This is a genomic window from Pseudomonas triticifolii (genome assembly GCF_014358015.1).
Taxonomy (GTDB): Bacteria; Pseudomonadota; Gammaproteobacteria; order Pseudomonadales; family Pseudomonadaceae; genus Aquipseudomonas; species Aquipseudomonas triticifolii.
In genome coordinates this window covers 29,726-54,160 of record NZ_JACONV010000022.1, presented here as the reverse complement: position 1 = coordinate 54,160, position 24,435 = coordinate 29,726, and the positions used below count along the sequence as shown (strand labels likewise).

At 60.3% G+C, this 24,435-nt stretch carries 20 protein-coding genes; 15 read left to right on the top strand and 5 right to left on the bottom strand.

Features of this window, described 5'->3' with window-relative positions; translation table 11 throughout:
• Window positions 1–127 precede the first annotated feature (127 nt).
• Complete coding sequence (locus H8S56_RS21035) at window positions 128–529, bottom strand: YbaN family protein (RefSeq protein WP_187519657.1); 402 nt, start codon at window positions 527–529, stop codon at window positions 128–130.
• Window positions 530–539: 10 nt separating this feature from the next.
• Window positions 540–1,127 (bottom strand): UPF0149 family protein, encoded by a 588-nt coding sequence (locus H8S56_RS21030; RefSeq protein WP_024685248.1) that lies wholly within the window; start codon window positions 1,125–1,127, stop codon window positions 540–542.
• Window positions 1,128–1,303: 176 nt separating this feature from the next.
• Between H8S56_RS21030 and recQ the strand changes: the two genes are divergently transcribed.
• The 3 genes from recQ to H8S56_RS21015 all read left to right on the top strand — a co-directional run bounded on the left by recQ (window position 1,304) and on the right by H8S56_RS21015 (window position 6,269).
• Window positions 1,304–3,433, top strand: a complete 2,130-nt coding sequence (gene recQ, locus H8S56_RS21025; RefSeq protein WP_024685247.1) for a DNA helicase RecQ — start codon at window positions 1,304–1,306, stop codon at window positions 3,431–3,433.
• A 92-nt stretch (window positions 3,434–3,525) separates the two neighbouring features.
• On the top strand, window positions 3,526–3,960 hold the full coding sequence (locus tag H8S56_RS21020) for a MarR family transcriptional regulator (protein WP_187519656.1): 435 nt from the start codon (window positions 3,526–3,528) through the stop codon (window positions 3,958–3,960).
• Between the two features lie 95 nt (window positions 3,961–4,055).
• Window positions 4,056–6,269: a FimV/HubP family polar landmark protein gene (locus H8S56_RS21015; RefSeq protein WP_187519655.1), complete on the top strand. Its 2,214-nt coding sequence runs from the start codon at window positions 4,056–4,058 to the stop codon at window positions 6,267–6,269.
• A gap of 153 nt (window positions 6,270–6,422) precedes the next feature.
• Here the strand turns inward: H8S56_RS21015 and H8S56_RS21010 are convergent, their stop codons facing one another.
• The gene (locus H8S56_RS21010) at window positions 6,423–6,833 is read right to left on the bottom strand and encodes a PA2817 family protein (protein WP_024685244.1); all 411 of its coding nucleotides are present in this window, start codon (window positions 6,831–6,833) and stop codon (window positions 6,423–6,425) included.
• A 96-nt stretch (window positions 6,834–6,929) separates the two neighbouring features.
• A complete protein-coding gene (locus H8S56_RS21005; protein ID WP_187519654.1) occupies window positions 6,930–9,377 on the bottom strand; it encodes an acyl-CoA dehydrogenase in 2,448 nt (815 codons plus the stop codon).
• Between the two features lie 163 nt (window positions 9,378–9,540).
• Here H8S56_RS21005 and H8S56_RS21000 point away from each other — a divergent pair, with 163 nt between their 5' ends.
• The 10 genes from H8S56_RS21000 (at window position 9,541) to murB (ending at window position 18,621) form a co-directional block, all read left to right on the top strand.
• Window positions 9,541–10,164, top strand: coding sequence for a glutathione S-transferase family protein (locus H8S56_RS21000; RefSeq protein WP_024694573.1), 624 nt, complete (start codon window positions 9,541–9,543; stop codon window positions 10,162–10,164).
• Window positions 10,165–10,351: 187 nt separating this feature from the next.
• The gene (locus H8S56_RS20995; RefSeq protein ID WP_024685241.1) at window positions 10,352–11,284 is read left to right on the top strand and encodes an ABC transporter ATP-binding protein; all 933 of its coding nucleotides are present in this window, start codon (window positions 10,352–10,354) and stop codon (window positions 11,282–11,284) included.
• Window positions 11,281–12,069: an ABC transporter permease gene (locus tag H8S56_RS20990; protein WP_024685240.1), complete on the top strand. Its 789-nt coding sequence runs from the start codon at window positions 11,281–11,283 to the stop codon at window positions 12,067–12,069. Before H8S56_RS20995 ends, H8S56_RS20990 begins: the two co-directional genes overlap by 4 nt.
• 135 nt (window positions 12,070–12,204) lie before the next feature.
• Complete coding sequence (locus H8S56_RS20985; protein ID WP_187519653.1) at window positions 12,205–14,421, top strand: DNA internalization-related competence protein ComEC/Rec2; 2,217 nt, start codon at window positions 12,205–12,207, stop codon at window positions 14,419–14,421.
• Window positions 14,422–14,463: 42 nt separating this feature from the next.
• Window positions 14,464–15,180 (top strand): MotA/TolQ/ExbB proton channel family protein, encoded by a 717-nt coding sequence (locus H8S56_RS20980; protein ID WP_080265964.1) that lies wholly within the window; start codon window positions 14,464–14,466, stop codon window positions 15,178–15,180.
• On the top strand, window positions 15,177–15,608 hold the full coding sequence (locus tag H8S56_RS20975; protein WP_187519652.1) for an ExbD/TolR family protein: 432 nt from the start codon (window positions 15,177–15,179) through the stop codon (window positions 15,606–15,608). The genes H8S56_RS20980 and H8S56_RS20975 overlap by 4 nt, the downstream gene beginning before the upstream one ends.
• Entirely contained in the window at window positions 15,608–16,603 is a 996-nt protein-coding gene (gene lpxK / locus H8S56_RS20970) for a tetraacyldisaccharide 4'-kinase (protein ID WP_187519651.1), read from the top strand. The genes H8S56_RS20975 and lpxK overlap by 1 nt, the downstream gene beginning before the upstream one ends.
• Before the next feature lie 17 nt (window positions 16,604–16,620).
• Window positions 16,621–16,806, top strand: coding sequence for a Trm112 family protein (locus tag H8S56_RS20965; RefSeq protein ID WP_024685235.1), 186 nt, complete (start codon window positions 16,621–16,623; stop codon window positions 16,804–16,806).
• The gene (kdsB, locus tag H8S56_RS20960; RefSeq protein WP_024685234.1) at window positions 16,803–17,567 is read left to right on the top strand and encodes a 3-deoxy-manno-octulosonate cytidylyltransferase; all 765 of its coding nucleotides are present in this window, start codon (window positions 16,803–16,805) and stop codon (window positions 17,565–17,567) included. Before H8S56_RS20965 ends, kdsB begins: the two co-directional genes overlap by 4 nt.
• 34 nt (window positions 17,568–17,601) lie before the next feature.
• A complete protein-coding gene (gene murB / locus H8S56_RS20955; protein ID WP_024685233.1) occupies window positions 17,602–18,621 on the top strand; it encodes a UDP-N-acetylmuramate dehydrogenase in 1,020 nt (339 codons plus the stop codon).
• Window positions 18,622–18,836: 215 nt separating this feature from the next.
• On the opposite strand, the gene rne is transcribed toward murB, so the two are convergent.
• The gene (gene rne / locus H8S56_RS20950; protein WP_456239165.1) at window positions 18,837–22,097 is read right to left on the bottom strand and encodes a ribonuclease E; all 3,261 of its coding nucleotides are present in this window, start codon (window positions 22,095–22,097) and stop codon (window positions 18,837–18,839) included.
• A gap of 716 nt (window positions 22,098–22,813) precedes the next feature.
• On the opposite strand from rne, the gene rluC reads away from it, so the two are divergent.
• Window positions 22,814–23,770 carry a 23S rRNA pseudouridine(955/2504/2580) synthase RluC gene (gene rluC / locus H8S56_RS20945; RefSeq protein WP_024685231.1) on the top strand — a complete coding sequence of 319 codons (957 nt, stop codon included), beginning with the start codon at window positions 22,814–22,816 and terminating at the stop codon, window positions 23,768–23,770.
• Window positions 23,760–24,422, top strand: a complete 663-nt coding sequence (locus H8S56_RS20940; protein ID WP_024685230.1) for an HAD-IA family hydrolase — start codon at window positions 23,760–23,762, stop codon at window positions 24,420–24,422. The genes rluC and H8S56_RS20940 overlap by 11 nt, the downstream gene beginning before the upstream one ends.
• Window positions 24,423–24,435: the final 13 nt, after the last annotated feature.

The following is a 24,435-nucleotide window of genomic DNA, read 5'->3' as shown; positions in this document are numbered from 1 at the left end:
GGCACAGCGCTGTATCGCGGCAAACCCGCGAGTGCGAACGGCGGTATTCAGTCAGTTACGCTGTGTTTCTGCTCACGAAAGTGCGCTCAGTCGGTGGAGGTGTCGAGGTTTACCACGCCCCCACCTCTCAACCCCGACGCAACGTCTTCTGCCTGAGAATGTAAACCGTCACCAGCACCGCACTGAGCAGCATGAAGCCACGTGCCCAGGGCAGGGGAACCAGATAGCAGGACAGGCCGATGCTGGCCCACATGGTGCCAATCGCGTAGACCTTGCCCTTCAAGGGAATGCCGCGACCTTCCAGGTAATCCCGGATCCACGGACCGAGCCGTTTGTGGTTGACCAGCCAGTTGTAGAAACGAGGGGAGCTGCGAGCGAAACACGCGGCAGCCAACAGCAGAAAGGGCGTGGTGGGCAATACCGGCAGCACAATTCCGATGACGCCCAGTGCCACGCTCAGCCAGCCAACGGCCAGCAAAAGATAGCGCACCGACCGATGACGGCTGGTGCGCGATGACGCCTGCGCCATAGGCGCGGACTCAGTGATGGCGGGGCTTGAGGATCGCCGGCTTTTCGTCCGGGGCCTGGCACAGCAGGTACAGGGCGGTCAGGGCTTCCGGGATCTGCACGATCATGTCGTCCATCAGGTTGGCGTCCTGAGCGATGTCGGAGAACTCCGGTTGCTCGTCGAACAGGCCTGAACCGACCATGATCGGCAGCAGCATTTCGCTGACTTCTTCCTCGGCGCTTTCGAACCAGGCGTTTTCACGCAGGAACACGCCTTCCATGAAACCGATGCACCAGCCACGCAGGTCCGAATCGTCCGGGTCATCGCCCAGATCCAGATCGCAAGGCAGTTCGAACTCTTCGTCCGACGCCAGTTGGCGGGAGATATGCGCCTGCAGCGCAACCAGCGTGGCTTCGATTTCAACACGCTGTGCGTCGCTCGCGTAGTGCGGCGGCTCGGAGAACAGGGCGTCGATCCACTCACGCTCCGGCACTTGTTCGGAACAGATCGACAGGGCGGTCAGGTAGCCATGAGCGGCCACGTAGTCCAGTGCTTCTTCGTGCAGTTCATCTGCATCGAGGAAGACTTGCAGGCGGGTTAGTTGCTCAGCGAAGGACATGGACGCACTACCTTGAAAATAAACGATGCTGAATTCTAGGCCCTGAGCGCCTGTGGCGCCAGCGCGAAGGCCCAATGCAGTTAATTTCGACCACTCATGTCCCAGTCATCCTTTGCCTGTGAGTGCTCGGGTATACTCCCCCGTTTTGCAGTGCAGCAGGACAATCTGGGGTTTTTATGCTCGAACAGGCACAACGCGTACTTAAAGACATCTTCGGCTACGACAGCTTCCGTGGTCGCCAGGGTGCCATTATCGAACGTGTAGCCAACGGCGGCGATGCACTGGTGCTGATGCCCACTGGCGGCGGCAAGTCCCTGTGTTTTCAAGTACCCGGCCTGTTGCGCGACGGTCTGTGCGTCGTGGTTTCGCCGCTGATCGCCTTGATGGACGACCAGGTGGCGACCCTTGATGAACTGGGCGTTTCTGCGGCCGCGCTCAACTCCACGCTCAGCGCCGAGCAGCAGCGCGACCTGGCCAACCGGATTCGTCAGGGCGAAGTCAAAATGCTGTATCTGGCCCCGGAGCGTCTCGTCCAGCCACGCATGCTGTCCTTTTTACAGAACCTCGATATCGCGCTGTTCGCCATCGACGAAGCGCACTGCGTTTCCCAGTGGGGCCATGATTTCCGGCCTGAATACCTGCAACTGGGGCAATTGGCCGAGTTGTTCCCGAGCGTGCCGCGCATCGCGCTGACCGCCACCGCCGACAAGCGGACCCGGGAAGAAATCGTCACGCGCCTGCACCTGCAGAATGCCGAGCGGTTCCTGTCCAGCTTCGACCGGCCCAACATCTTTTATCGCATCGTGCCCAAGGAATCGCCACGCAAGCAGTTGCTGGCGTTCCTGTCCGAGCGTCGCAGCGATGCCGGCATTGTCTACTGCCTGTCGCGCAAAAAGGTCGACGAAGTGGCGGTTTTCCTTAGTGAAAACGGCTACCCGGCGTTGCCGTACCACGCAGGCCTGCCTTCGGAAACGCGTGCGGCCAACCAGAAACGCTTCCTTAATGAGGAAGGCTTGATCATGGTCGCGACCATTGCGTTCGGCATGGGTATCGACAAACCCAACGTGCGTTTCGTCGCGCACATGGACCTGCCCAAGTCGCTGGAAGCCTACTATCAGGAAACCGGCCGGGCAGGGCGCGATGGTCTGCCTGCCGATGCCTGGATGGCCTACGGCCTGCAGGACGTGCTGATGCTCAAGCAGATGCTGCAGAACTCCGAAGGCGATGAGCGGCACAAGCGACTGGAACATCACAAGCTCGACGCCATGCTGGCGTTGTGCGAAGAAACCCGCTGCCGTCGCCAGACGCTGCTGGCCTATTTCGACGAAGACATGCCCAATCCGTGCGGCCATTGCGACAACTGCGTCGATGGCGTGCAGACCTGGGACGCCACCGAGCCTGCCCGCCAGGCATTGTCAGCCATTTATCGCACGGGTCAGCGTTACGGCGTCGGGCATCTGGTTGACGTCCTGCTTGGCAAATCCAACGACAAGGTCGAAAGCTTCGGTCATCAACATCTGTCGGTGTTCGGGGTTGGCAAGGCGCGCTCTGAAAGTGAATGGCGCTCATTGTTCCGGCAACTGGTCGCGCGCGGTCTGGCGGATATCGACCTTGAAGGCTACGGCGGTCTGCGTTTGAGCGATACCTGCCGGCCACTGTTGCGCGGTGAGGTGACGCTTGAGTTGCGCCGCGATCTCAAGCCGCAGACCACCGCCAAGAGTCATTCCGGCAGCCCTGCCAGCCAACTGGTGCGTGGCGAGGAGCGCGAGCAGTGGGAAGCCCTGCGCGCACTGCGCCGCAAGCTGGCGGAAGAGCACGCCGTACCGCCGTACGTTATTTTCCCGGATTCGACCTTGCTGGAAATGCTGCGCAGCAAACCGGGGTCGATGGCGGAAATGGCCAGGGTTGGCGGTGTGGGCGCGCGCAAGCTGGAGCGTTATGGCGAGGCCTTTCTGGAGGTGCTCAGCGGCAAGGCCGAAGCGCCCCGCGTGGTGGCCGACATCCGTCACGAACTGATCAGCCTGGCGCACGCTGGCATGACGCCGACGCAGATCGCCGGTCAGTTGCAGTGTTCGGAGAAGAATGTTTACACCTTGCTTGCCGAAGCCATCGGCAAACAGCAGCTGTCCATCGAGCAGGCGCTCGATCTTCCGGAAGACCTGCTGGGCGAGATTCAGGATGCGTTTCTGGACGGAGAGGGTGAATTGCCACCCGTCTCGGCGGTCGCCGAGCAGTTCGTCGGCCGCGTGCCTGAAGGTGTGTTGTACTGCGTACGGGCAGCCCTGCAGTCCGAATTTGAGGTATAAGGGCCTGCGACGAGACGCCACGGTCGGGCGCTTGCCTGTTTGCAAGGAGCATGCTTAGCTCGCTAATAGTTAGTTTTGATCACGAGTTCTTTATGCCAATGACTGATGAACATCGCTTCGGGATGCAACTTGCGCATATTTCCCGAGGCTGGCGAGCCGAGCTGGACCGTCGTCTTGCCGACCTGGGATTGTCCCAGGCCCGATGGTTGGTGTTATTGCACCTTGCCCGTTTCGAAGAACCGCCCACCCAACGCGAGCTGGCGCAAAGCGTCGGTGTGGAAGGGCCGACCCTTGCCAGGCTGCTCGACAGCCTTGAAGGTCAGGGGCTGGTTCAGCGTCAGGCTGTCGTCGAAGACCGTCGAGCGAAGAAAATCCTGCTCTGTGACACCGCCTTGCCGCTGATCGAGCAAATCGAAACCATTGCCAACGTTTTGCGCATCGAACTCTTCGAGGGCGTGAACGAAGAGGACCTGCGCGTGAGCATGCGTGTGCACTCGCTAATTCTGGCCAATCTCGAAAGATCCTGAGACGAGCCTGCGGGTTCTACTCCATACTCTTGCAAGGAATAATCAAGTTCATCGGGATAGGTGAGAAGCCTGCTGTGGTTTCCATAAGGGTTAGCATGCTGAAGAGTTCTCTGGCAGGTATCGGGTGTACCGGCGACACACGCCGCAACGTCGTAGGGCCTCGTTTATGCGCACGCTTCATGGCAGCGTCTGTCGTGGCTTCGACACTGCTTTATTCATCGTTGGCGTCGGCGTTGGGGCTGGGAGAAATCACCCTGCATTCAGCGCTCAACCAGCCATTGAATGCCGAGATCCAGCTGCTTGAAACCGATGGCCTGAGCCCTGAGGACATCGTGGCCAGGCTGGCTTCTCCCGAGGCGTTCGCCAAGGCGGGCGTCGAGAGGGGCTTCTTCCTCAACGACCTGCGTTTTACCCCGGTCCTGCGTGGTGGACGTGGCGTGATCCGGGTGGTTTCAAACAAGCCGGTGACTGAACCCTACCTGAGTTTCCTGGTGCAACTGGCCCGGCCGAACGGCGATCTGCTGCACGAATACACCGTGCTGCTCGACCCTGCCACTTCACCTGAAGGACTGGCCGCGACCCGCAGCCGCAACCCTCAGCGCTCGGCCTCTGCCGCTACGCCTGAATCACGCATGCCCGTCGCGCCACCTCCTGCTGTGCAGGGCAAGCGTTACACCGTGGCCAGCGGCGACACCCTCAACGGCATTGCCAGTCGGTTGCAAGGGCCTGGCAGCAAGGTATCGGCCAGTCAGTTGGCTGACGGTATCCGCCTGCTCAACCCTCAAGTTTTCAGCAAGGGCGCCAGTTCCGGGCTCAGCATTGGTCAGGATTTGCTGCTACCTGATTCGGCCGTATTGCCCGGTTCCGCTGCGCCTGCTGCCAGTTCTGCTGCGCCAGTTCCCGGGTCTGCCGAGCTTGCAAAGTCCGCCGAGCAAGTGAGTGCTGCGACACTTCAGACCCAGCAATTGGCGCAATCTGTCGAGGACCTCAAGAACCAGGCTCAGGCGCTTCAAGAGCAGATCATTGGCAAAGACAAGCAGATTGCAGCCCTGCGCGCGGACCTGCTCCAGTCGCAGTCGAAACCGCAGCCTGTTGCGACCGCACCTGCGCCCGCATCCACGCCTGTAGCGACGCCGGTGCCGGTCGCTTCGCAACCGGCTGCCGCAACGGCTGACGAGCCTTTTGTCAGCGTGCCGGTCCTGCTGGCTGCACTGCTTGTCGTCTTGTTGCTCCTTGCGTTTGCCTACACCAGACGACGTCAGCAACGTGACCAGTCTGTAGCACCTGCTGCTGCGCCGGACGACCCCCTGATCAAGCCAGCGCAGAGCACCATTCTTCCCGTGTACGAAGTGCCGACGGTTGCGCCGCAGCCAGCGGCCACGCCTGCTCCGATCAAAGCAGCGTCGGCGCAGCGAATGGCCGGTACGACCCCTGATGCGCTGGACGGTGTCAGCATCTATATCGCTTACGGGCGATTCAGTGAGGCCATTGGTATCTTGCGCAGCGCATCGCAAAAGCAGCCCGAGCGAGAGGACATTCGCGTCAGGCTCCTTGAGTTGCTGGCTGAACAGAACGATAGCGAAGGTTTCGCACGTGAAGAAGCGTCGGCACTGGAGCACGGCGTATCGCCGCAGACCATTGAGGTGATTCGCGACCGATATCCTCATTTAAAGAGTCATGAAACGGTAGCCGGGTCTGCCGCTGTATCAGCTGTGGTCGCAGCTTCCGCGCTTTCGCTGGGCAAGAGCGACGCCGTGTCAGGCCAGCCTGCCATGCCTGCGCCTGCTGAACAGCAGATCGAGCAACTGGACGAGACCACTGCAGCAGCGCTCAACCCAGAGCCTTCGGACGAGTTCCAGCTGAACCTGGACGAGCTTTCGATGGACGCCGAGTGGGATCTGGTCGACCCGTTCGACGCACCGCCTGTCCGGACCAAGCCTGTGGTGCAGCCTGAAGTTGATCCGGGGTTTTCTTCTGACCTGAATCAACTGCCGGAGGTATTCGAACTGTCCGATGAGCAGTTCCTCAGTGACTTCTCCGAGACCGATGAGATTGATCCGGTCGAGGTGGTCCCGCCATCGGGTGGCGAGGACCTGAGCGACGATTTCCTCGACAGCTTCATGAGCGACGATTCGGACTTTGATTTGCTGGATCTTGAAGAGCCATCGTTGAGTCCGATCAATCAGGCTCAGGTGTTGATTGACGAAGGCGAGATCGAATCTGCCAGGGCAATGTTGCTGCAGGTCATTGCCGAGTCGGACGAAGAGCACAAAGACCTGGCGCGGGAGCTGCTGGCAAGGATTGACTGACACGAGCGCTGTGAGAGACGTCTCAATGCCAGGCAGCAGCGCCAGCCCCTTCGCGAGCAAGCTCGCTCCCACGAAGGCTCTTCTCTTCAGCGTGTCATGTTTGTCTGGCGGGAGCGAACGCTCTCCCGCCAGGCTGTGAGGCGTGCGTGTCGGTCAGTGCTTGCTGCCCTGCGCCGACATGGTCAGGAATTGCTTTTCCTGGTTCCAGTCAAACGGCTCGTCGTTCTCTTGCGCCTCGTAGCGGCGCTCTTCGAGTGCCTGATAGAGAGCGATTTCGTCGTCCGGCATGAAGTGCAGGCAGTCGCCTGCGAAGAACCACAGCAGGTCGCGCGGCACCAGGTGGGCAATCTGCGGGTAGCGCTGGATCACCTGACACAGGATGTCCTGGCCCAAGTACTGGCTTTCGATAGGGTCCTGCGGCAATAGCTCGACCAGCTCGTCGAAGCGCTCCATGAACAGTGCATGGCTTTCCTCGGGAACCTGCTCGGCCTCGCCCAGCGCGACCAGAATACTGCGCAGGTGCGCAAGCAGACCGAGAGTGTGGTCGAGTGTGGCGTCGGCCATGATGTAATCCTCAAATGCAAAAACAGGCGCGAGAGTATAAAGCTCTGCGCGCCTGTTTTGTGGATCAACTGACCTGCTGGGGCCAGCTGCGGCAAATTATCTAATCTTGCCCGGGGTCGCTGTCAGTTCATCCTTGTCGAAGTCATCCACGTCGATCACCTTGCGGCGCGCCGCTTCGGCGGTTTTCAGTGTCTGCGCTTCTTCGGCCTGCAACACACCGACACGTAACGCTGCGTCGATGAGCGGCTCGCCAGCTTCAGGCAGAACCTGCCCGCCTTTGACGGCGGTCTGCAGCTTTTTGTGCAACGGATACGCGGCGCTCAGCAGGTCGCTGGCGTGCTGCAGCGCACCTACTGGATCGTCTGCCGACTGCGGGCGATAGCAACCCGCCAGCAGCTCTTCCAGCGTCGGATCACCCTTGGCACGGCCCAGCACTTGGGCCACTTCGGCATCCAGCCTGTCCGACGGGCCTTTGTGGCGACGGCCGAACGGGAACACGATTACCCGCAATAGACCACCCAGGACACGATTCGGGAAATTGCTGAGGATCTCATCCATCGCACGTTCCGAATGGCCCAGGCTTTCCTCCATCGCCCAGCGGAACAGTGGGCTCATGTGGTCGGGTGAACCAAGGTCGTGGTAGCGCTTGAGCGATGCAGAAGCCAGATACAGATGGCTGAGCACATCACCCAGACGGGCCGACAGACGCTCGCGACGTTTCAGCTCGCCACCCAGCAGCATCATGCTCAGGTCCGCCAACATGGCGAATGCCGCGGCCTGACGGTTCAGCGCTCTGAAATAGCCCTGGCTCAGACGGTCGCCCGGCGCTCGTTCGAAATGCCCGAAGCCCAGGTTCAGGATCAAGGTGCTGGCAGCGTTGCTGACCGCAAAACCGATGTGCTTGAGCAGCAGGGTATCGAACTCGGCCAGCGCGTTGTCGTGATCCGTACGTCCGGCCAGCGCCATTTCCTTGAGTACGAACGGATGGCAACGAATCGCGCCCTGACCGAAGATCATCAGGTTGCGCGAGAGGATGTTGGCACCCTCGACCGTGATAAAGATCGGCGCGCCTTGCCAGTTGCGGCCCAGATAGTTATTCGGGCCCATAATGATGCCCTTGCCGCCGTGAACGTCCATGGCATGGCCGATGCACTCGCGGCCACGCTCGGTCAGGTGGTATTTGAGGATCGCCGACAATACAGAAGGTTTCTCACCCAGATCGACCGCGTTGGCCGTCAACATCCGCGCGCTGTCCATCAGCCAGGCATTGCCGCCGATGCGCGCCAGTGCTTCCTGGATGCCTTCGAACGCCGACAGCGGCACGTTGAACTGCTCGCGTACCTTGGCGTACTGGCCGGTCACCAGGCTGGTGTACTTGGCAGCACCGGTGCCTACCGCTGGCAGCGAGATCGAACGACCCACCGACAGGCAGTTCATCAGCATCATCCAGCCCTTGCCAAGCATGGGTTGGCCGCCGATCAGGTAGCTCAACGGAATGAACACGTCCTTGCCGGAGTTGGGGCCGTTCATGAATGCAGCACCCAGCGGCACATGACGGCGGCCGATCTCCACGCCCGGTGTGTCAGTGGGGATCAGCGCCAGGCTGATGCCCAGGTCTTCTTCCTCGCCCAGCAGATGCTCGGGGTCGTAAGCCTTGAACGCCAGACCCAGCAGGGTCGCAATCGGGCCCAGCGTGATGTAGCGCTTTTCCCAGGTCAGGCGCAGGCCGATGACTTCTTCGCCTTGCCACTGACCCTTGCAGATGATGCCGGTGTCCGGCATCGCGCCTGCGTCGGAGCCCGCCAGCGGACCGGTCAGGGCGAAGCAGGGGATGTCGTCGCCACGGGCCAGACGCGGCAAGTAGTGATTGCGCTGTTCGTCCGTGCCGTAATGCAACAGCAACTCGGCAGGGCCTAGGGAGTTGGGCACCATCACGGTCGAGGCCAGGTCGCCACTGCGCGTTGCCAGCTTCATGGCGACTTGTGAGTGGGCGTAGGCCGAAAAGCCCTTGCCGCCAAATTCTTTCGGGATGATCAGCGCGAAGAAACCGTGCTGCTTGATGTGCGCCCAGGCTTCGGGCGACAGGTCCATGGCCTGACCAATCTCCCAGTCGCTGACCATGGCGCACAACGCTTCTGTCGGGCCGTCAATGAACGCTTGCTCTTCTTCAGTCAGCTGGACTTTTGGATAGGCCAGCAGTTTGTCCCAGTCGGGACGTCCGCTGAACAGTTCGCCATCCCACCAGACCGTACCGGCGTCGATGGCATCGCGCTCGGTTTCGGACATGGGCGGCAAGACTTTCTTGAACCAGCTGAACATCGGCGCTGTGAAGTGTTTGCGGCGCAGGTCAGGCAGTACCATCGGTACGAACACGGCCAGCCACAACACCCAGAAAATCGTCAGCAGCCAGCCCGGTGCGTGACTGAAAATGCCCATCGCCAGCAGGTAGACAGCAACTATACCGAGCGCGGGGAGCGGGTCGGTACGACGGTGAGCCAGCCAGGCAATGCCCACGACCAGCACGACAATCCACAACAGCAGCATACGTATTCCTCCGTGATGAAAGCCGCTCTCGCAGCGATCAAGAACTGGTCGCCAGGCAGTGGTGGGGCGACATCGATAGTGACCCTGCCCTGACGAGGAAGTTGCCACCATATCAGGTAGACTGAGTAGTCAGTTTTTTCACTGCCAATGCGAGGGGAACGCAATGCTCAAGATCTGGGGACGCAAGAATTCCAGCAATGTGCGCAAGGCACTCTGGATTGCCGAAGAAGTCGGCGTGCCGTATGAAACGCAAGACGCGGGTGGCGCCTTCGGGCTGGTCAACGAGGCTGAGTATCGCGCCAAGAACCCCAACGGTCGTATCCCCATGATCGAAGACGGCGATTTCGTACTTTGGGAGTCCAACGCCATCGTGCGTTATCTGGCCGCTCGCCACGCACCGGATTCGGACCTTTATCCCGCCGATCTTCAAGCGCGTGCGCTGGCGGACAAGTGGATGGACTGGACCAGTTCGACCATCGCCGCGCCCTTCAGCCCTGTGTTCTGGGGCGTGGTGCGAACGCCGGCTGACAAGCAAGACTGGAACGCCATCAACGAAGGCATCAAAAACCTGCACAGTCTGCTGCTGGTCGCGGATGAGGCGTTGTCCCGACAGCCCTATCTGTCAGGTCAGACGTTTGGCATGGGCGACATCCCGTTGGGCTGCTTTGCCTACGGCTGGTTCGAAATGCCGATTGAACGTCCGCCGCTGCCTCACCTCCAAGCCTGGTATGAACGCCTCAAGACGCGTCCGGCTTACCGCAAGGCCGTCATGAGTCCGTTGACGTAATCCGTCTGGAAATACCCGGCGGGCGGGGCTCGCCAGGTTTTCATCGAGCTTCGATATTTACTATTAACAAATGTGTCTGTACTTGAGTGGTCCGGCCAAGCACCATTGCCTGATCGGGCTCTGGCCACGCATGCCGCGGCGTACAGCCCACCCATTCTCCCTATTCTGATTTGGTGTTTTTTCCTATATGTCTTCCGCTCTGTCCATACGGCAGCTCACCAAAACCTACGGCAACGGTTTCCAGGCCCTGAGTGGTATCGACCTGGACGTTGCCGAAGGTGATTTCTTCGCCTTGCTGGGCCCTAACGGCGCTGGCAAATCCACGACGATCGGCATCATCTCGACCCTGGTCAACAAGACCAGCGGTACGGTGAACATCTTCGGCCATGACCTGGACCGCGAGCCCGCTGCGCTCAAGCGTTCCATCGGTGTCGTGCCCCAGGAATTCAATTTCAACCAGTTCGAAAAAACGTTCGACATCGTTGTGACCCAGGCCGGTTACTACGGCATTCCTGCGAAAGTGGCCAAGGAACGTGCCGAGCAGTACCTGACCCAACTGGGTTTGTGGGACAAGCGCGACGTGCCTTCACGCTCGCTGTCCGGCGGTATGAAGCGCCGTCTGATGATCGCCCGTGCGCTGATCCACGAGCCGCGTCTGTTGATCCTCGATGAGCCGACTGCCGGTGTGGACATCGAACTGCGCCGCTCGATGTGGACGTTTCTCACCGAGCTGAATCGCCAGGGCATCACGATCATTCTGACCACGCACTATCTGGAAGAGGCCGAGCAACTGTGCCGCAACATCGGCATCATCGACCACGGCACGATTGTTCAGAACACCAGCATGAAGCAGTTGCTCAGCACCCTGACCGTCGAGACGTTCCTGCTCGACCTCAAGGCGACCTGGCAAACCGCGCCTCAACTGCCGGGCTTTTCAAGCCGTCTGCTCGACAGTCACACGCTGGAAGTGCAGGTCGACAAAAACGTGGGCATCACGGCGCTGTTCAGCCAACTGGCCGCACAGAACATCGAAGTGCTGAGCCTGCGCAATAAATCCAATCGCCTTGAGGAGTTGTTTGTGTCCCTGGTGGAAAAAAACCTGGCGAAGGTGGCGCTATGACTGCCGAGACTGGCGAGCTGCGTCCCAATCTGGTCGCCCTTAAAACCATCGTTTTTCGTGAAGTCCATCGTTTCATGCGCATCTGGCCGCAGACCCTGCTGCCGCCTGCGATCACCATGGTTCTGTACTTCGTCATCTTCGGTAACCTGATCGGTCGCCAGATCGGTGACATGGGTGGCTTCACCTACATGCAGTACATCGTGCCGGGACTTATCATGATGTCGGTGATCACCAACTCCTACGGCAACGTGGTCTCGAGCTTTTTCGGTGCCAAGTTCCAGCACTCGATCGAAGAGCTGATGGTGTCGCCTGTATCACCGCACACTATTTTGGTTGGCTACACACTGGGCGGCGTGCTGCGCGGCCTGATGGTCGGCTTCATCGTGACGATGCTGTCGATGTTCTTCACCGACCTGCAAGTGCATCACTTGGGCGTTACCATTGTCGTCGTCGTGCTGACGGCTACTATCTTCTCGCTGCTGGGCTTCATCAACGCCGTTTTCGCGCGCAATTTCGACGATATCTCGATCATCCCGACCTTCGTGTTGACCCCGTTGACCTACCTGGGCGGCGTGTTCTATTCGATCAATCTGCTGCCGCCATTCTGGCAGACCGTGTCGCTGGCCAACCCGGTCCTGCACATGGTCAACGCCTTTCGCTACGGCATTCTCGGTGTTTCCGACATCAAGATCAGCATCGCCCTGGCGTTCATGATCGTGGCCACCTTCGTGCTTTACGTGGGTTGCGCACGCTTGCTGGTGAGTGGGCGGGGCATGCGTCAGTAATCTGTTTAACATCGACCCACCGCAAGGCGGGTCGATGTGTTCACACGCCTGTCTGTTCAGATTCTGAAACACACCTTCCGCACAGGATTCTTCCGTTGCGCCCATCCTTGAAGCTCCCCACTTCGAGGAAGACCCATGCGCACAGGGATGATCGCGCTGGCTTTGGGCCTGTTGGCCTTGCGTTTTCTGCCTGCCTTGCCTGCCACCTGGCTGTTACTGCTGATGCCCGTCGTGGCGTTGATGCTGCTGCCGTTTCGCACCTACCCGTTGGCTTTCTTTCTGTTTGGATTCACCTGGGCTTGTGTCTCGGCGCAGTCGGCGCTGAATGATCGCTTGTTGCCCCGTCTCGACGGACAAACGCTGTGGCTGCAGGGCAAAGTGGTCGGGCTGCCGAGCGCGTCTGAAGGTGTGGTGCGTTTCGAACTGGCAGAAGGCCTGTCACGTCGTGCGAAGCTGCCCAAACTGATGCGCATTGCCTGGTATGGCGGCCCCGAGGTGCGCAGTGGCGAGCGTTGGCGGCTGGCAATAAAACTCAAGCGGCCGGGCGGGCTGGTCAATCCTGATGCGTTCGATTACGAAGCCTGGCTGCTGGCTCAGCGTATCGGGGCGACCGGCACGGTCGTGGACGGTCAGTTGCTGGCGCCGGCTCGTGCCGCCTGGCGTGATGCCATACGCCAGCGCTTGCTGGCCGTTGATGCACAGGGGCGAGAAGGGGGGCTGGCGGCGCTGGTTCTGGGTGACGGCTCCGGGCTGTCAAGCATCGACTGGCAGGTGCTGCAGGATACCGGCACCGTGCACCTGTTGGTGATCTCCGGTCAGCACGTCAGCTTACTGGCCGGGGTGATGTATGCGCTGGTGAGTCTGCTGGTACGTTGGGGGCTGTGGCCGCGCGCGCTGCCCTGGTTGCCGTGGGCCTGTGGTCTGGCATTCGCTTCGGCGCTTGGTTATGGACTGCTGGCCGGCTTCGATGTGCCGGTACGGCGTGCCTGCGTGATGGTGGGTCTGGTGTTGTTGTGGCGCTTGCGCTTTCGGCATTTGGGCCTGCTTTGGCCGCTGTTGCTGTCGCTCAACGCGGTGCTGGTTTTTGAGCCCTTGGTGAGTCTGCGTCCCGGTTTCTGGCTATCGTTTGCGGCAGTGGGGATTCTGATTCTTATCTTCAGTGGTCGCCTTGGCGCCTGGGGCTGGATTCAGAGCTGGACGCGAGCCCAGTGGCTGATTGCCGTGGGCCTGCTTCCAATCCTGATGATGTTGAACCTGCCGATCAGTATCAGCGGTCCGCTCGCCAACCTGGTCGCGGTGCCATGGGTCAGTGTGATCGTTCTGCCTCTGGCACTGATCGGCACCCTGTTGCTGCCTGTTCCATTGCTGGGCGAAAGCCTTTTGTGGGTGGCCGGTGGAGCGCTGGAGTGGCTGTTCGTGTTTTTGGGCTGGATGGCTGATCAGGTGCCTGCGTGGCTGCCCAGCGCAACGCCCGCCTGGGTGCTGGCACTGAGTCTGCTCGGTGCTTTGCTGGTCTTGTTGCCCAAGGGCGTGCCAATCAGGCCGCTGGGCTGGCCGCTTCTCTTGTTATGTGTATTTGCACCGCTCAAGCCGGTGCCCGCCGGGCAGGTCGATGTCCTGCAACTGGATGTCGGTCAGGGTCTGGCAATACTGCTTCGCACGCGTCATCACACCTTGCTTTACGACGCCGGGCCGCGTTTTGGCGAGTTCGATATCGGCCAGCGGGTGGTTTTGCCTGCCATCCGCAAGAGCGGGGTACGGCATCTGGACATGATGCTGCTCAGTCATGCCGACGCGGACCATGCCGGTGGCGCGTTGGCTGTCCACAGGGCATTGTCGGTCGGGCGTGTGCTCGGGGGTGACATTGCCCGGCTTGCGCCTGCACTCGGTGCCAGTCGATGCGAAAACGGTGAACGTTGGGAATGGGATGGTGTGGTCTTTTCAACCTGGATCTGGGAGCAGGCACCCGAAGGCAACGCGGGGTCCTGCATGCTGAGTGTCGACGCCAATGGTGAGCGATTGTTGTTGACCGGCGACGTTGATGCCGAAGCCGAACAGGCGGCTATCAACAGCGGGTTCGATCTGCGCGCGCACTGGTTGCAGGCGCCGCATCATGGCAGCCGAAGCTCGTCTTCCAAGCCGTTTTTGAGAGCTGTCATGCCAACCGGCGTCCTGATCTCGCGCGGCCGCAACAACGCGTTCGGCCACCCGCACCCGCTCGTCATGGCGCGTTATAAATGGTTTGGCAGTGCCAGCTACGACAGCGCCGAGCTGGGCGCAATCCGGCTGCAACTGGGAACATTCGGCTCGCCTGAGGCACAACGTGCGCAGCGGCGCTTCTGGCGTGACTGAATCCACGGATATCGATCTGATCGTTCGGCACCCGGCGACCCTATGGTAGAGTGGCGCCAATTTTTCAAGGGAGTGGTCACTGTGTGGGAACTGGTCAAATCTGGCGGCTGGATGATGTTGCCGATCATTTTGAGTTCCATCGCCGCTGCCGGCATCATCATCGAGCGTCTCTGGACGCTGCGCGCCAGCCGTATCACGCCGCCGCACCTGCTGGGGCAGGTCTGGCAGTGGATTCAGGAACATAAGCTCGATAACGACAAGCTCAAGCAACTGCGCGCCGATTCGCCTTTGGGTGAAATCCTCGCGGCGGGCCTTGCCAACTCCAAGCATGGTCGCGAGATCATGAAAGAGTGCATCGAAGAAGCCGCTGCCCGGGTCATTCATGACCTGGAACGTTACCTGAGCGCGCTGGGTTCGATTGCCGCCATGGCACCGTTGTTGGGGCTGCTGGGCACCGTGCTGGGGATGATCGACATCTTCGGGTCGTTCAACAGTTCGGGTGCGACCGCCAACGCCGGTGTGCTGGCCGGCGGTATTTCCAAGGCGCTGATCTGTACCGCCTCTGGCCTTATCGTTGCGATTCCGGCCATCTTCTTTCACCGTTTTCTGCAAAGCCGTGTCGATGAGCTGGTGGTCGGCATGGAGCAGCAGGCGATTCGTCTGGTCGAGGTGGTGCAGGGTGACCGGGATGTCGATCTGATCGACGCCCGGGTTGACCTCAAATCCCTGGCCAAGGCGGGCGGGAGCAAGAAGAAGTGAAGTTTCGTCGCCGCAGGCCGCGGGAGAACATCGACATCAACCTTGTTTCGTTGATCGACGTGGTGTTCATTCTGCTGCTGTTCTTTATCGTGACCACCACCTTCACCCGGGAAACCCAGCTGCGGGTCGACCTGCCGCAGGCCGTCACCGGCATGCCGGAAGTCGACGCCAGCGCCAAACACCTGGACATTGCCATTAACGCTGACGGGATCTTTTCCCTGAACAATAAGTTATTGCCGAAAAACGATCTGCCCACATTGATCGAGGCGCTGCAGCGTGAGTCAGCGGGCGATACCAGCCTGCCACTGTCCATCAGCGCTGATGGCAAGACGCCGCATCAGTCCGTCATTACGGCGATGGATGCAGCAGGCAAGCTGGGGTTCAGTCATTTGCGCATGACCACGGTCGAGGCCACACAGGCTAACTGATGGCATTCACTGACCGTTTGCTTGACGCCTGGTACAACGGCCATCCTGCGCTGGCGCTGCTGCGTCCGCTCGAAAGCCTTTACCGCCGCGTGGTCGAAGGCAAGCGTGCGCGGTTTGTGGCAGGCGAGGGCGATATCTACCGCGCGCCCGTACCGGTCATCGTGGTCGGAAACATCACTGTGGGCGGCACAGGCAAGACGCCGTTGATTGTGTGGATGATCGAACATTGTCAGCGTCGCGGTCTGCGGGTTGGCGTGGTCAGTCGCGGGTATGGTGCCAAACCGCCAAGCCTGCCCTGGCGGGTCCTGCCCGAACACAGTGCTGGCGAAGCCGGTGATGAGCCGTTGCTGATCGTGCAGCGTTGCGCAGTGCCACTGATGATCGACCCGGATCGCGGTCAGGCCGTGCGCGCACTGTTGGCTGCCGAACCCCTTGACCTGATCCTTTGCGACGACGGATTGCAGCATTACCGGCTGGCCCGTGATCTGGAGCTGGTGCTGATCGATGCGGCGCGTGGCCTGGGCAATCGTCGTTGCCTGCCTGCCGGACCGTTGCGTGAGCCAGCCGAGCGGCTGAACAGCGTCGATGCCGTGCTTTACAACGGTGCCACGGCGGATCGCGACGATGGCTATGCGTTCAGCCTCAAACCAGCGGCGTTGGTCAACCTGCGCAGCGGCGCGCGCCTGCCGGTGGATCATTTTCCTGCCGGGCAGGCGGTGCACGCTGTGGCCGGGATCGGCAACCCGCAGCGTTTCTTCAATACCCTCGAAGGATTACACTGGCGGCCTGTGCAGCACGCATTCGCCGATCATGCGGTCTATAGCGCTCAGGCACTGACCTTCACGCCATCTCTGCCTCTGGTCATGACCGAGAAGGATGCCGTGAAATGCCGGGCCTTTGCGGCTGAGGACTGGTGGTATCTGGCAGTGGATGCGGTGCCTTCCGACGCTTTTGTCAGCTGGTTCGATGAGCAGCTGTCACGTCTTTCTCCTTGATTGCTTCAGGATCTCCCATGGACACCAAACTACTCGATATCCTTGCTTGCCCGATCTGCAAAGGTCCCTTGAAGCTCAGTGCGGACAAGACCGAGCTGATCAGCAAGGGCGCTGGCCTTGCGTACCCGATTCGTGACGGCATCCCGGTGATGCTCGAAACCGAAGCGCGCACGCTGACTGCCGATGAGCGTCTGGATAAATGACCGCCGACTTCACCGTTGTGATTCCGGCGCGTTACGGCTCCAGCCGTTTTCCGGGCAAACCGCTGAAAGTCATCGCGGGCAAACCCATGGTCCAGCACGTCTGGGAGCAGGCCCGCAAGAGCAGCGCTCAGCGTGTCGTGGTTGCCACTGATGACGTACGCATCGTTGAAGCCTGCCAGGCGTTCGGCGCTGAAGTCCTGTTGACCCGCGAGGATCATAATTCCGGTACCGACCGTCTGGCCGAAGTGGCCGCGCAACTGGGGCTGGCGGCCGATGCAATCGTCGTCAACGTGCAGGGCGACGAGCCGATGATCCCGCCTGCGGTGATTGATCAGGTGGCGAGTAATCTCGCGGCTCATCCTGAGGCCGGCATTTCGACGTTGGCCGAGCCCATCGATGATGTGACGGCGCTGTTCAACCCGAACGTAGTGAAGGTATCGTCCGACATCAATGGTCTTGCGCTGACGTTCAGTCGTGCGCCGTTGCCCTGGGCGCGTGATGCCCTGGCGGTGAACCGTGACGTGTTGCCTGCGGGCGTACCCTATCGCCGCCATATCGGCATTTATGCCTACCGGGCCGGTTTTCTGCATGACTTCGTCAGTTGGGGCCCTTGTTGGCTCGAAAACACCGAAAACCTGGAGCAACTGCGTGCGCTCTGGAATGGCGTGCGCATTCATGTTGCCGATGCAGTCGAGGCGCCACCTGCGGGTGTCGATACCCCTGAAGACCTTGAGCGCGTAAAACGCCTGCTGGAGGGTTGATGTCAGTTCTCCAGTCGTTCGGGAAGGCCGTTCAATGAGCTTGCAGGTGCAGTCTGCGGTTTCCCTCAAGCCTTTCAACACCTTCGGTGTGGATGTGCGGGCACAACTGTTTGCCGAGGCGCACAGCGACGATGATGTCCGCGAGGCCCTTGCGTATTCTACCGAGCACGATGTGCCGCTGCTGGTCATCGGCGGTGGCAGCAACCTGTTGCTCAGTGGTGACGTCAACGCATTGGTATTGCGCATGGCCAGCCGTGGCGTTCGTATTGTGCGCGAGGACTGTTCTGAGGCGATTGTCGAGGCCGAAGCGGGTGAGCCCTGGCATCCCTTTGTTCAGGAGTCTCTGCGCATGGGGCTCGCCGGGCTGGAGAATCTCAGCCTTATCCCCGGTACGGTCGGCGCTGCGCCCATGCAGAACATCGGTGCCTATGGGGTCGAGATCAAGGACGTTTTTCACAGCCTGACCGCGCTGGATCGTGAGACAGGCGAACTGCGCGAGTTCTCGCTGGAGGAGTGCGCGTTCGGCTACCGCGACAGCGTGTTCAAGCACGAGGTGGGTCGCTGGCTGATCTTGCGTGTGCGCTTCAGGCTCTGTTGGGAGGCGAAGCTGCATCTGGAATACGGACCTGTCCGTCAGCGGCTGGACGAGCTGGGTATCCAGCATCCGACCCCATTTGATGTCAGTCGGGCGATCTGTGCGATCCGCAGCGAAAAACTGCCGGATCCTGCGGTGTTGGGCAATGCGGGCAGTTTCTTCAAGAACCCCGTGGTTTCTGCCGACGCCTTCGCTGCAATCAAGCATGAACATCCGAATGTGGTTGGTTATCCACAGGCTGATGCCGGAGTAAAGCTGGCGGCCGGCTGGTTGATCGAGCAGGCTGGCTGGAAGGGCTTTCGAGAGGGGGACGCGGGCGTGCACGCGCTTCAATCGCTGGTACTGGTCAACTATGGACAGGCCACTGGCTTGCAACTGTTGAACCTGGCGCATCGCATACAGGCGGACATCGCAAAGCGCTTCAATGTCGAGCTTGAGATGGAGCCGAATCTGTACTGAGTCGTGCTTTTTAAAGCCACTGGCTGATCATGCCCATCGCACTTCGCCACGCATAACCCGGTGGATGAATACAAGGCTTCGTGGAAGCAAGTCTTCCTGCTCTCTTCGGGGCGTGCGTTGTAACACCGGGTACGATCAATCACTGGATCGCTCAAATCGCAGGCACAAAAAAGCCCTGCCTGTTTGCACAGGCAGGGCTTTTTCATGAGCCGGGTTTAGACGAGGGGTTTAGGCTCGGTTTCTTTCTCGGCATGTTGCTGCTCAGCGTTTTCCTCGGTGGTCAGCGAAGGCTGGACCGATTCTGCTTCGGGCGCAGCAGGTGCAGGTTCAGCAACGACCGGCGTAGCGGAGGTGGCCTGTTCGGCTTCCTTCTGACGGCGAGCTTCTTCTTCACGCTTGCGGCGACGAACTTCACGAGGATCGTTCGGCGCACGACCGGTGCTGCTGACTGGCAAGGCAGGGGCTTCAACAGCCACAGGCTCTTGAGCTTCTTGCGCAGCCGGTGCCTCTTCGGCCGCAGGGGCTTGTGGTGCGAAGTAGGGAGCAGGCTCCTCCTTCACGAACACTGGCTCTGCAGCAGGGGCTGGTGTCGGCAGTTCGGCGGATTCAGTGGCTGGCACCTCTTCCTGGGCCTTGGCTTCGACCGGAGCCTGCGGCTCTGGAGTGGGTTCCGGCGTTGGCGTGAACGGTACGACGCGCTCTGCGTGAGGCGCTTCAAACAGTTCGGTCTGCGCAGCGATGGCCGGTGCTTCGGTCACTGTCGGTTGAACTTCAACCTCAGGTGCCGCGTGCACGCTTGGTGCTTCGTCAGCAACAGGCGCTTCGACGGCAGGCAGTTCGACAGTCGGTTCTGCTGCTACTGGCGCTGGTTCGGCCGGTGCTTCAACGACAGGCGACTCAACCGCTGGCGTCTCGACAGCCGGCGTTGGCTCTGCAATATCAGCCACAGGCGCTTCAACGGAGCTGTTGGCGCGTTCAGCCTGCTCGTTGGCCTGAGCCTCGGCAGGAGCGCTGATCACGGTGCTGGCGACAGCTGCGGTAGCGACCAGGCCGGCAGCCACGTCAGTGCCTTGCTCTTCTTCGCTACCGTTCTCTTCGGAGCCTTCGATCACGTTGCCGTTGGCGTCACGCTGACGTTCACGACGGTTGCTGCGACGACGCTGACCACGGGAGCGGCGACGAGGGCGATCGCCGTCGTTGCTGTCCTGGTTGTCTTCGTGCGCCTGCTCTTCGTTGAGCAACACTTCTTCTTCGCTCGCCTCAACAACGGCCTGCTCGGCACGTGGCTGACGCTCTTCACGCGGGGCGCGAGGCTGGCGTTCTTCACGCGGTGCGCGCTCAGGACGCTCTTCGCGAGCCAGGCTCACTGCAGGTGCAGCATCCAGAGGTTCGCGCAGTTCACGGACCGGACGCTCTTCACGACCTTCGCGAGGCTTGCGCTCACGGGAGGTACGAGCCGGACGCTCTTCACGTGGCGTGGTGGTCGTTGCTGCGTCGTCACGTACTTCGCGAGGTGCGCGTTCTTCACGAGGTGCGCGTTCTTCGCGTGGGGCACGTTCTTCACGAGGTGCACGTTCTTCGCGCGGGGCGCGTTCTGCACGCTCTTCACGTGGAGCACGTTCTTCACGAGGCTTGCGCTCTTCGTCGCGACGATTGTTGCGACCGCGGCTCTGCTGGCGACCGTTACGACGCTCCTCGTTGCGGGCCGGGCGCTCGGTGGCAGCTGGTTTTTCGACCACTACCGGTGCAACGGGCTCTTCCTTGGTGGCGAACAGGCTGACCAGCGATTTCACCAGACCCTTAAACAGGCTTGGCTCGGGCATGACCGGCGCTGGCGCTGCTGGGGCGGCTTCCACAGGAACCGGTGCATTGGCGCGGGCCGGGGCTGTCTTGACTGCCGCTTCCTGACGAACCAGGGTGCGGGTCGCAGCAGCCGGCTGTGCGATTTCTTCCACTTCGGCAGCGGCAGCGGCGATTTCGTAGCTGGACTGGTTGTTGTGGGCTTCCGGGCTGTCATCACGCAGACGCTGCACTTCGAAGTGCGGGGTTTCCAGATGATCGTTCGGCAGGATGATGATGCGTGCACGGGTACGCAGTTCGATCTTGGTGATCGAGTTGCGCTTCTCGTTGAGCAGGAACGCAGCGACCGGTATCGGCACCTGAGCGCGTACTTCGGCAGTACGGTCTTTCAGGGCTTCTTCTTCGATCAGGCGCAGGATGGCCAGCGACAGCGACTCAACATCACGGATGATGCCGGTGCCGTTGCAGCGCGGGCAAACGATGCCGCTGCTTTCGCCGAGCGATGGACGCAGACGCTGGCGGGACATTTCCAGCAGGCCGAAGCGCGAGATGCGACCGACCTGAACGCGGGCGCGGTCGGCTTCCAGGCTTTCACGGACTTTTTCTTCCACGGCGCGCTGGTTCTTGGCCGGCGTCATGTCGATGAAGTCGATGACGATCAGGCCGCCGATGTCACGCAGGCGCAATTGGCGGGCGATTTCTTCAGCCGCTTCAAGGTTGGTCTGCAGAGCTGTTTCTTCGATGTCGCTGCCTTTGGTAGCGCGCGCCGAGTTGATGTCGATGGACACCAGGGCTTCGGTTGGATCGATGACGATGGAGCCGCCGGAAGGCAGTTCGACGACGCGCTGGAAGGCGGTCTCGATCTGGCTTTCGATCTGGAAACGGTTGAACAGCGGAACGCTGTCTTCGTAGAGCTTGATCTTGCTGGCGTACTGCGGCATCACCTGGCGGATGAAGGTCAGCGCCTCTTCCTGGGCTTCGACGCTGTCGATCAGGACTTCACCGATGTCCTGGCGCAGGTAATCGCGGATGGCGCGGATGATGACGTTGCTTTCCTGGTAGATCAGGAAAGGTGCGGAGCGATCCAGGGACGCTTCCTTGATGGCGGTCCACAGCTGCAGCAGGTAATCGAGGTCCCATTGCATCTCTTCGCTGCTGCGACCCAGGCCAGCGGTGCGCACGATCAGACCCATATCGGCCGGTGCGATCAGGCCGTTCAGCGCTTCACGCAGTTCGTTGCGCTCTTCACCTTCGATACGGCGCGAAATGCCGCCGGCACGCGGGTTGTTCGGCATCAGGACCAGATAGCGGCCTGCCAGGCTGATGAAGGTGGTCAGGGCTGCGCCCTTGTTGCCACGCTCTTCTTTCTCGACCTGAACGATGACTTCCTGGCCTTCGCTCAGGACGTCCTTGATGTTGACGCGGCCTTCTGGGGCTTTCTTGAAGTACTCGCGGGAGATTTCCTTGAGGGGCAGAAACCCGTGGCGCTCAGAGCCGAAATCGACAAAGGCAGCCTCAAGGCTTGGTTCGATGCGAGTGATGCGGCCTTTATAGATGTTGGCCTTTTTCTGCTCGCGTGCACCTGATTCGATGTCCAGGTCGTAGAGGCGCTGGCCGTCTACCAGTGCAACACGCAACTCTTCGGGTTGAGTTGCGTTAATCAGCATTCTTTTCATGTAGTACCGTCGGTTTCCGGGCTGCCGGAAACGGCGTTCGGCACACACGACTTCTCACGGTCGGTGTCAGGGCACGTCAAGAGTGGTTGGACACTCCAGTGTCTAGCGATTTTCCTGCCCAGAAGGGACAGGGCGTCGCGACGACGTTTCCTGCTTGCTGTGGTGACCTAGGACACCCTTTCAGCAAAAGCTTTGTCAGGAGGAGGAATCGACCATCGGTAGCGGACGAGATGAAGCGTCTAGAACAAGCCTTTTGCTACACAGTCCGATGGTTGTGCGTCTCCACCCTACACGTATCCCTGATAATTCGGGTGCTGCCGCGCGCAGAATCCGCAGCGGGTTGGCATTTACCGCGATCTTCGATAGGGAAGGTCGCGCATCATGGCTTTAGGCGTTGTTCCCGAAACATTCGCTCGTAGCGTCTGGAAGCGACTGCACCTTGTGAACTGGCCGTGAATTATTCGCACTGAAGGCGAGCTGTCTGCTCAGCGATCTGGCGTGTTTCCGGCCTCATGTCACCCGCGCTTGTTACGTTTCCAGCATGCTGCGTTGTCACCGAAAGCCTCGTAGGACGGCCTCACGTCCTCTTGAATTGCGTTGGTCAGGGTCGGTTGTCAACCGTTGGTCCGCTGTCCGGCCGCTTTTGGCGGCGTTCGCGACTATAGCAGCAATCATTAAGTGCTTCAAATCCATAAAAAATTGTTATGATTTGCCGCATGACGAATATTGCCCCTCCAACCCCCGGCGTCCAGCTGGTAGAGGTTGCGCCGGAACTTGCCGGTCAACGCATCGATAATTTTCTGATCACTTATCTCAAGGGTGTGCCCAAGACCTTGATTTACCGTATTTTGCGCAAAGGCGAAGTGCGTGTGAACAAGGGGCGGATTAAGCCTGAGTACAAGTTGCAGGCAGGAGATATCGTACGCATTCCCCCTGTGCGCGTGCCTGAGCGCGACGAGCCTGTGCCGGTTGCGCAGGGTCTTTTGCAGCGCCTGGAAGCGGCCATTGTCTATGAGGACAAGGCGCTGATTGTGCTCAATAAGCCCGCTGGCATTGCTGTGCATGGCGGCAGCGGCCTGAGCTTTGGTGTCATCGAAGCCTTTCGCCAGTTGCGCCCTGATGCCAAGGAGTTGGAGCTTGTGCACCGTCTGGACCGCGACACCTCCGGTCTGCTGATGATTGCCAAGAAGCGCAGCATGTTGCGCCACCTGCATGAAGCCCTGCGCGGCGATGGCGTGGATAAGCGTTATATGGCGCTGGTGCGTGGCAACTGGCCGACTGCTGTCAAGCAGGTCCGCGCGCCGTTGCTCAAGAGTAATCTGCGTTCCGGCGAGCGGATGGTTGAAGTCAACGAAGAAGGCAAGGAGGCGCTGACGATGTTCAAGGTGCTGCGCCGCTTCGGCGATTTCGCCACGATGGTTGAGGCCAAGCCGGTGACCGGTCGTACTCACCAGATTCGCGTGCATACGCTGCATGCCGGGCATGCGATTGCCGGTGACACCAAGTACGGCGATGAGGATTTCAGTCGCGAAATTCGTGACCTTGGCGGCAAGCGCCTGTTTTTGCACGCCTACATGCTTACCGTACCGCTGCAGGATGGCGGCAAGCTGACCTTGCAGGCGCCGGTTGATGAAATGTGGGCCAAGACTGTGGAGCGTTTGAGTGCGCCGTGATTACGATCTGCTGATTTTTGACTGGGATGGCACGCTGGCAGACTCTATCGGACGCATCGTTCAAGCCATGCGGACTGCGGCTATCGGTGGCGATATGCAGGTGCGGGACGACGATGCGATCAAGGGCATTATCGGTCTGGGCCTGCCGGAGGCGATTCGCACGCTTTATCCGCTGATTACCGCTAACGAGCTGATCGACTTTCGGCAACGCTACGCTGACAGCTACATGTCCATGGATGAAGTGCCGTCGCCCTTGTTCGAAGGGGTGCTGGAGTCCATGCAGGCGTTTCGTGATGAGGGGTATCGACTGGCAGTTGCGACCGGCAAGGCGCGTCGCGGGCTGGATCGAGTGCTCAAGGCCAACGCCTGGCATGATTATTTCGACATCACCCGGGCTGCCGATGAAACGGCGAGCAAGCCTGATCCGCTGATGTTGCACGAAATCATGGCGCATTGTGATGTTGCCCCCGAGCGTTCGCTGATGATCGGTGATTCTTCGTTCGATCTGCAGATGGCGCGCAATGCGGGTATGGATTCGATTGCAGTGGGATACGGCGCGCAATCGCTGGATTCGCTGCGTGAATACCAGCCTCGTCTGGCCATCGAACACTTTTCGGAGCTGCGTACCTGGTTGAACCGGTGCGGCGTTTAATTATCGGGTTGGA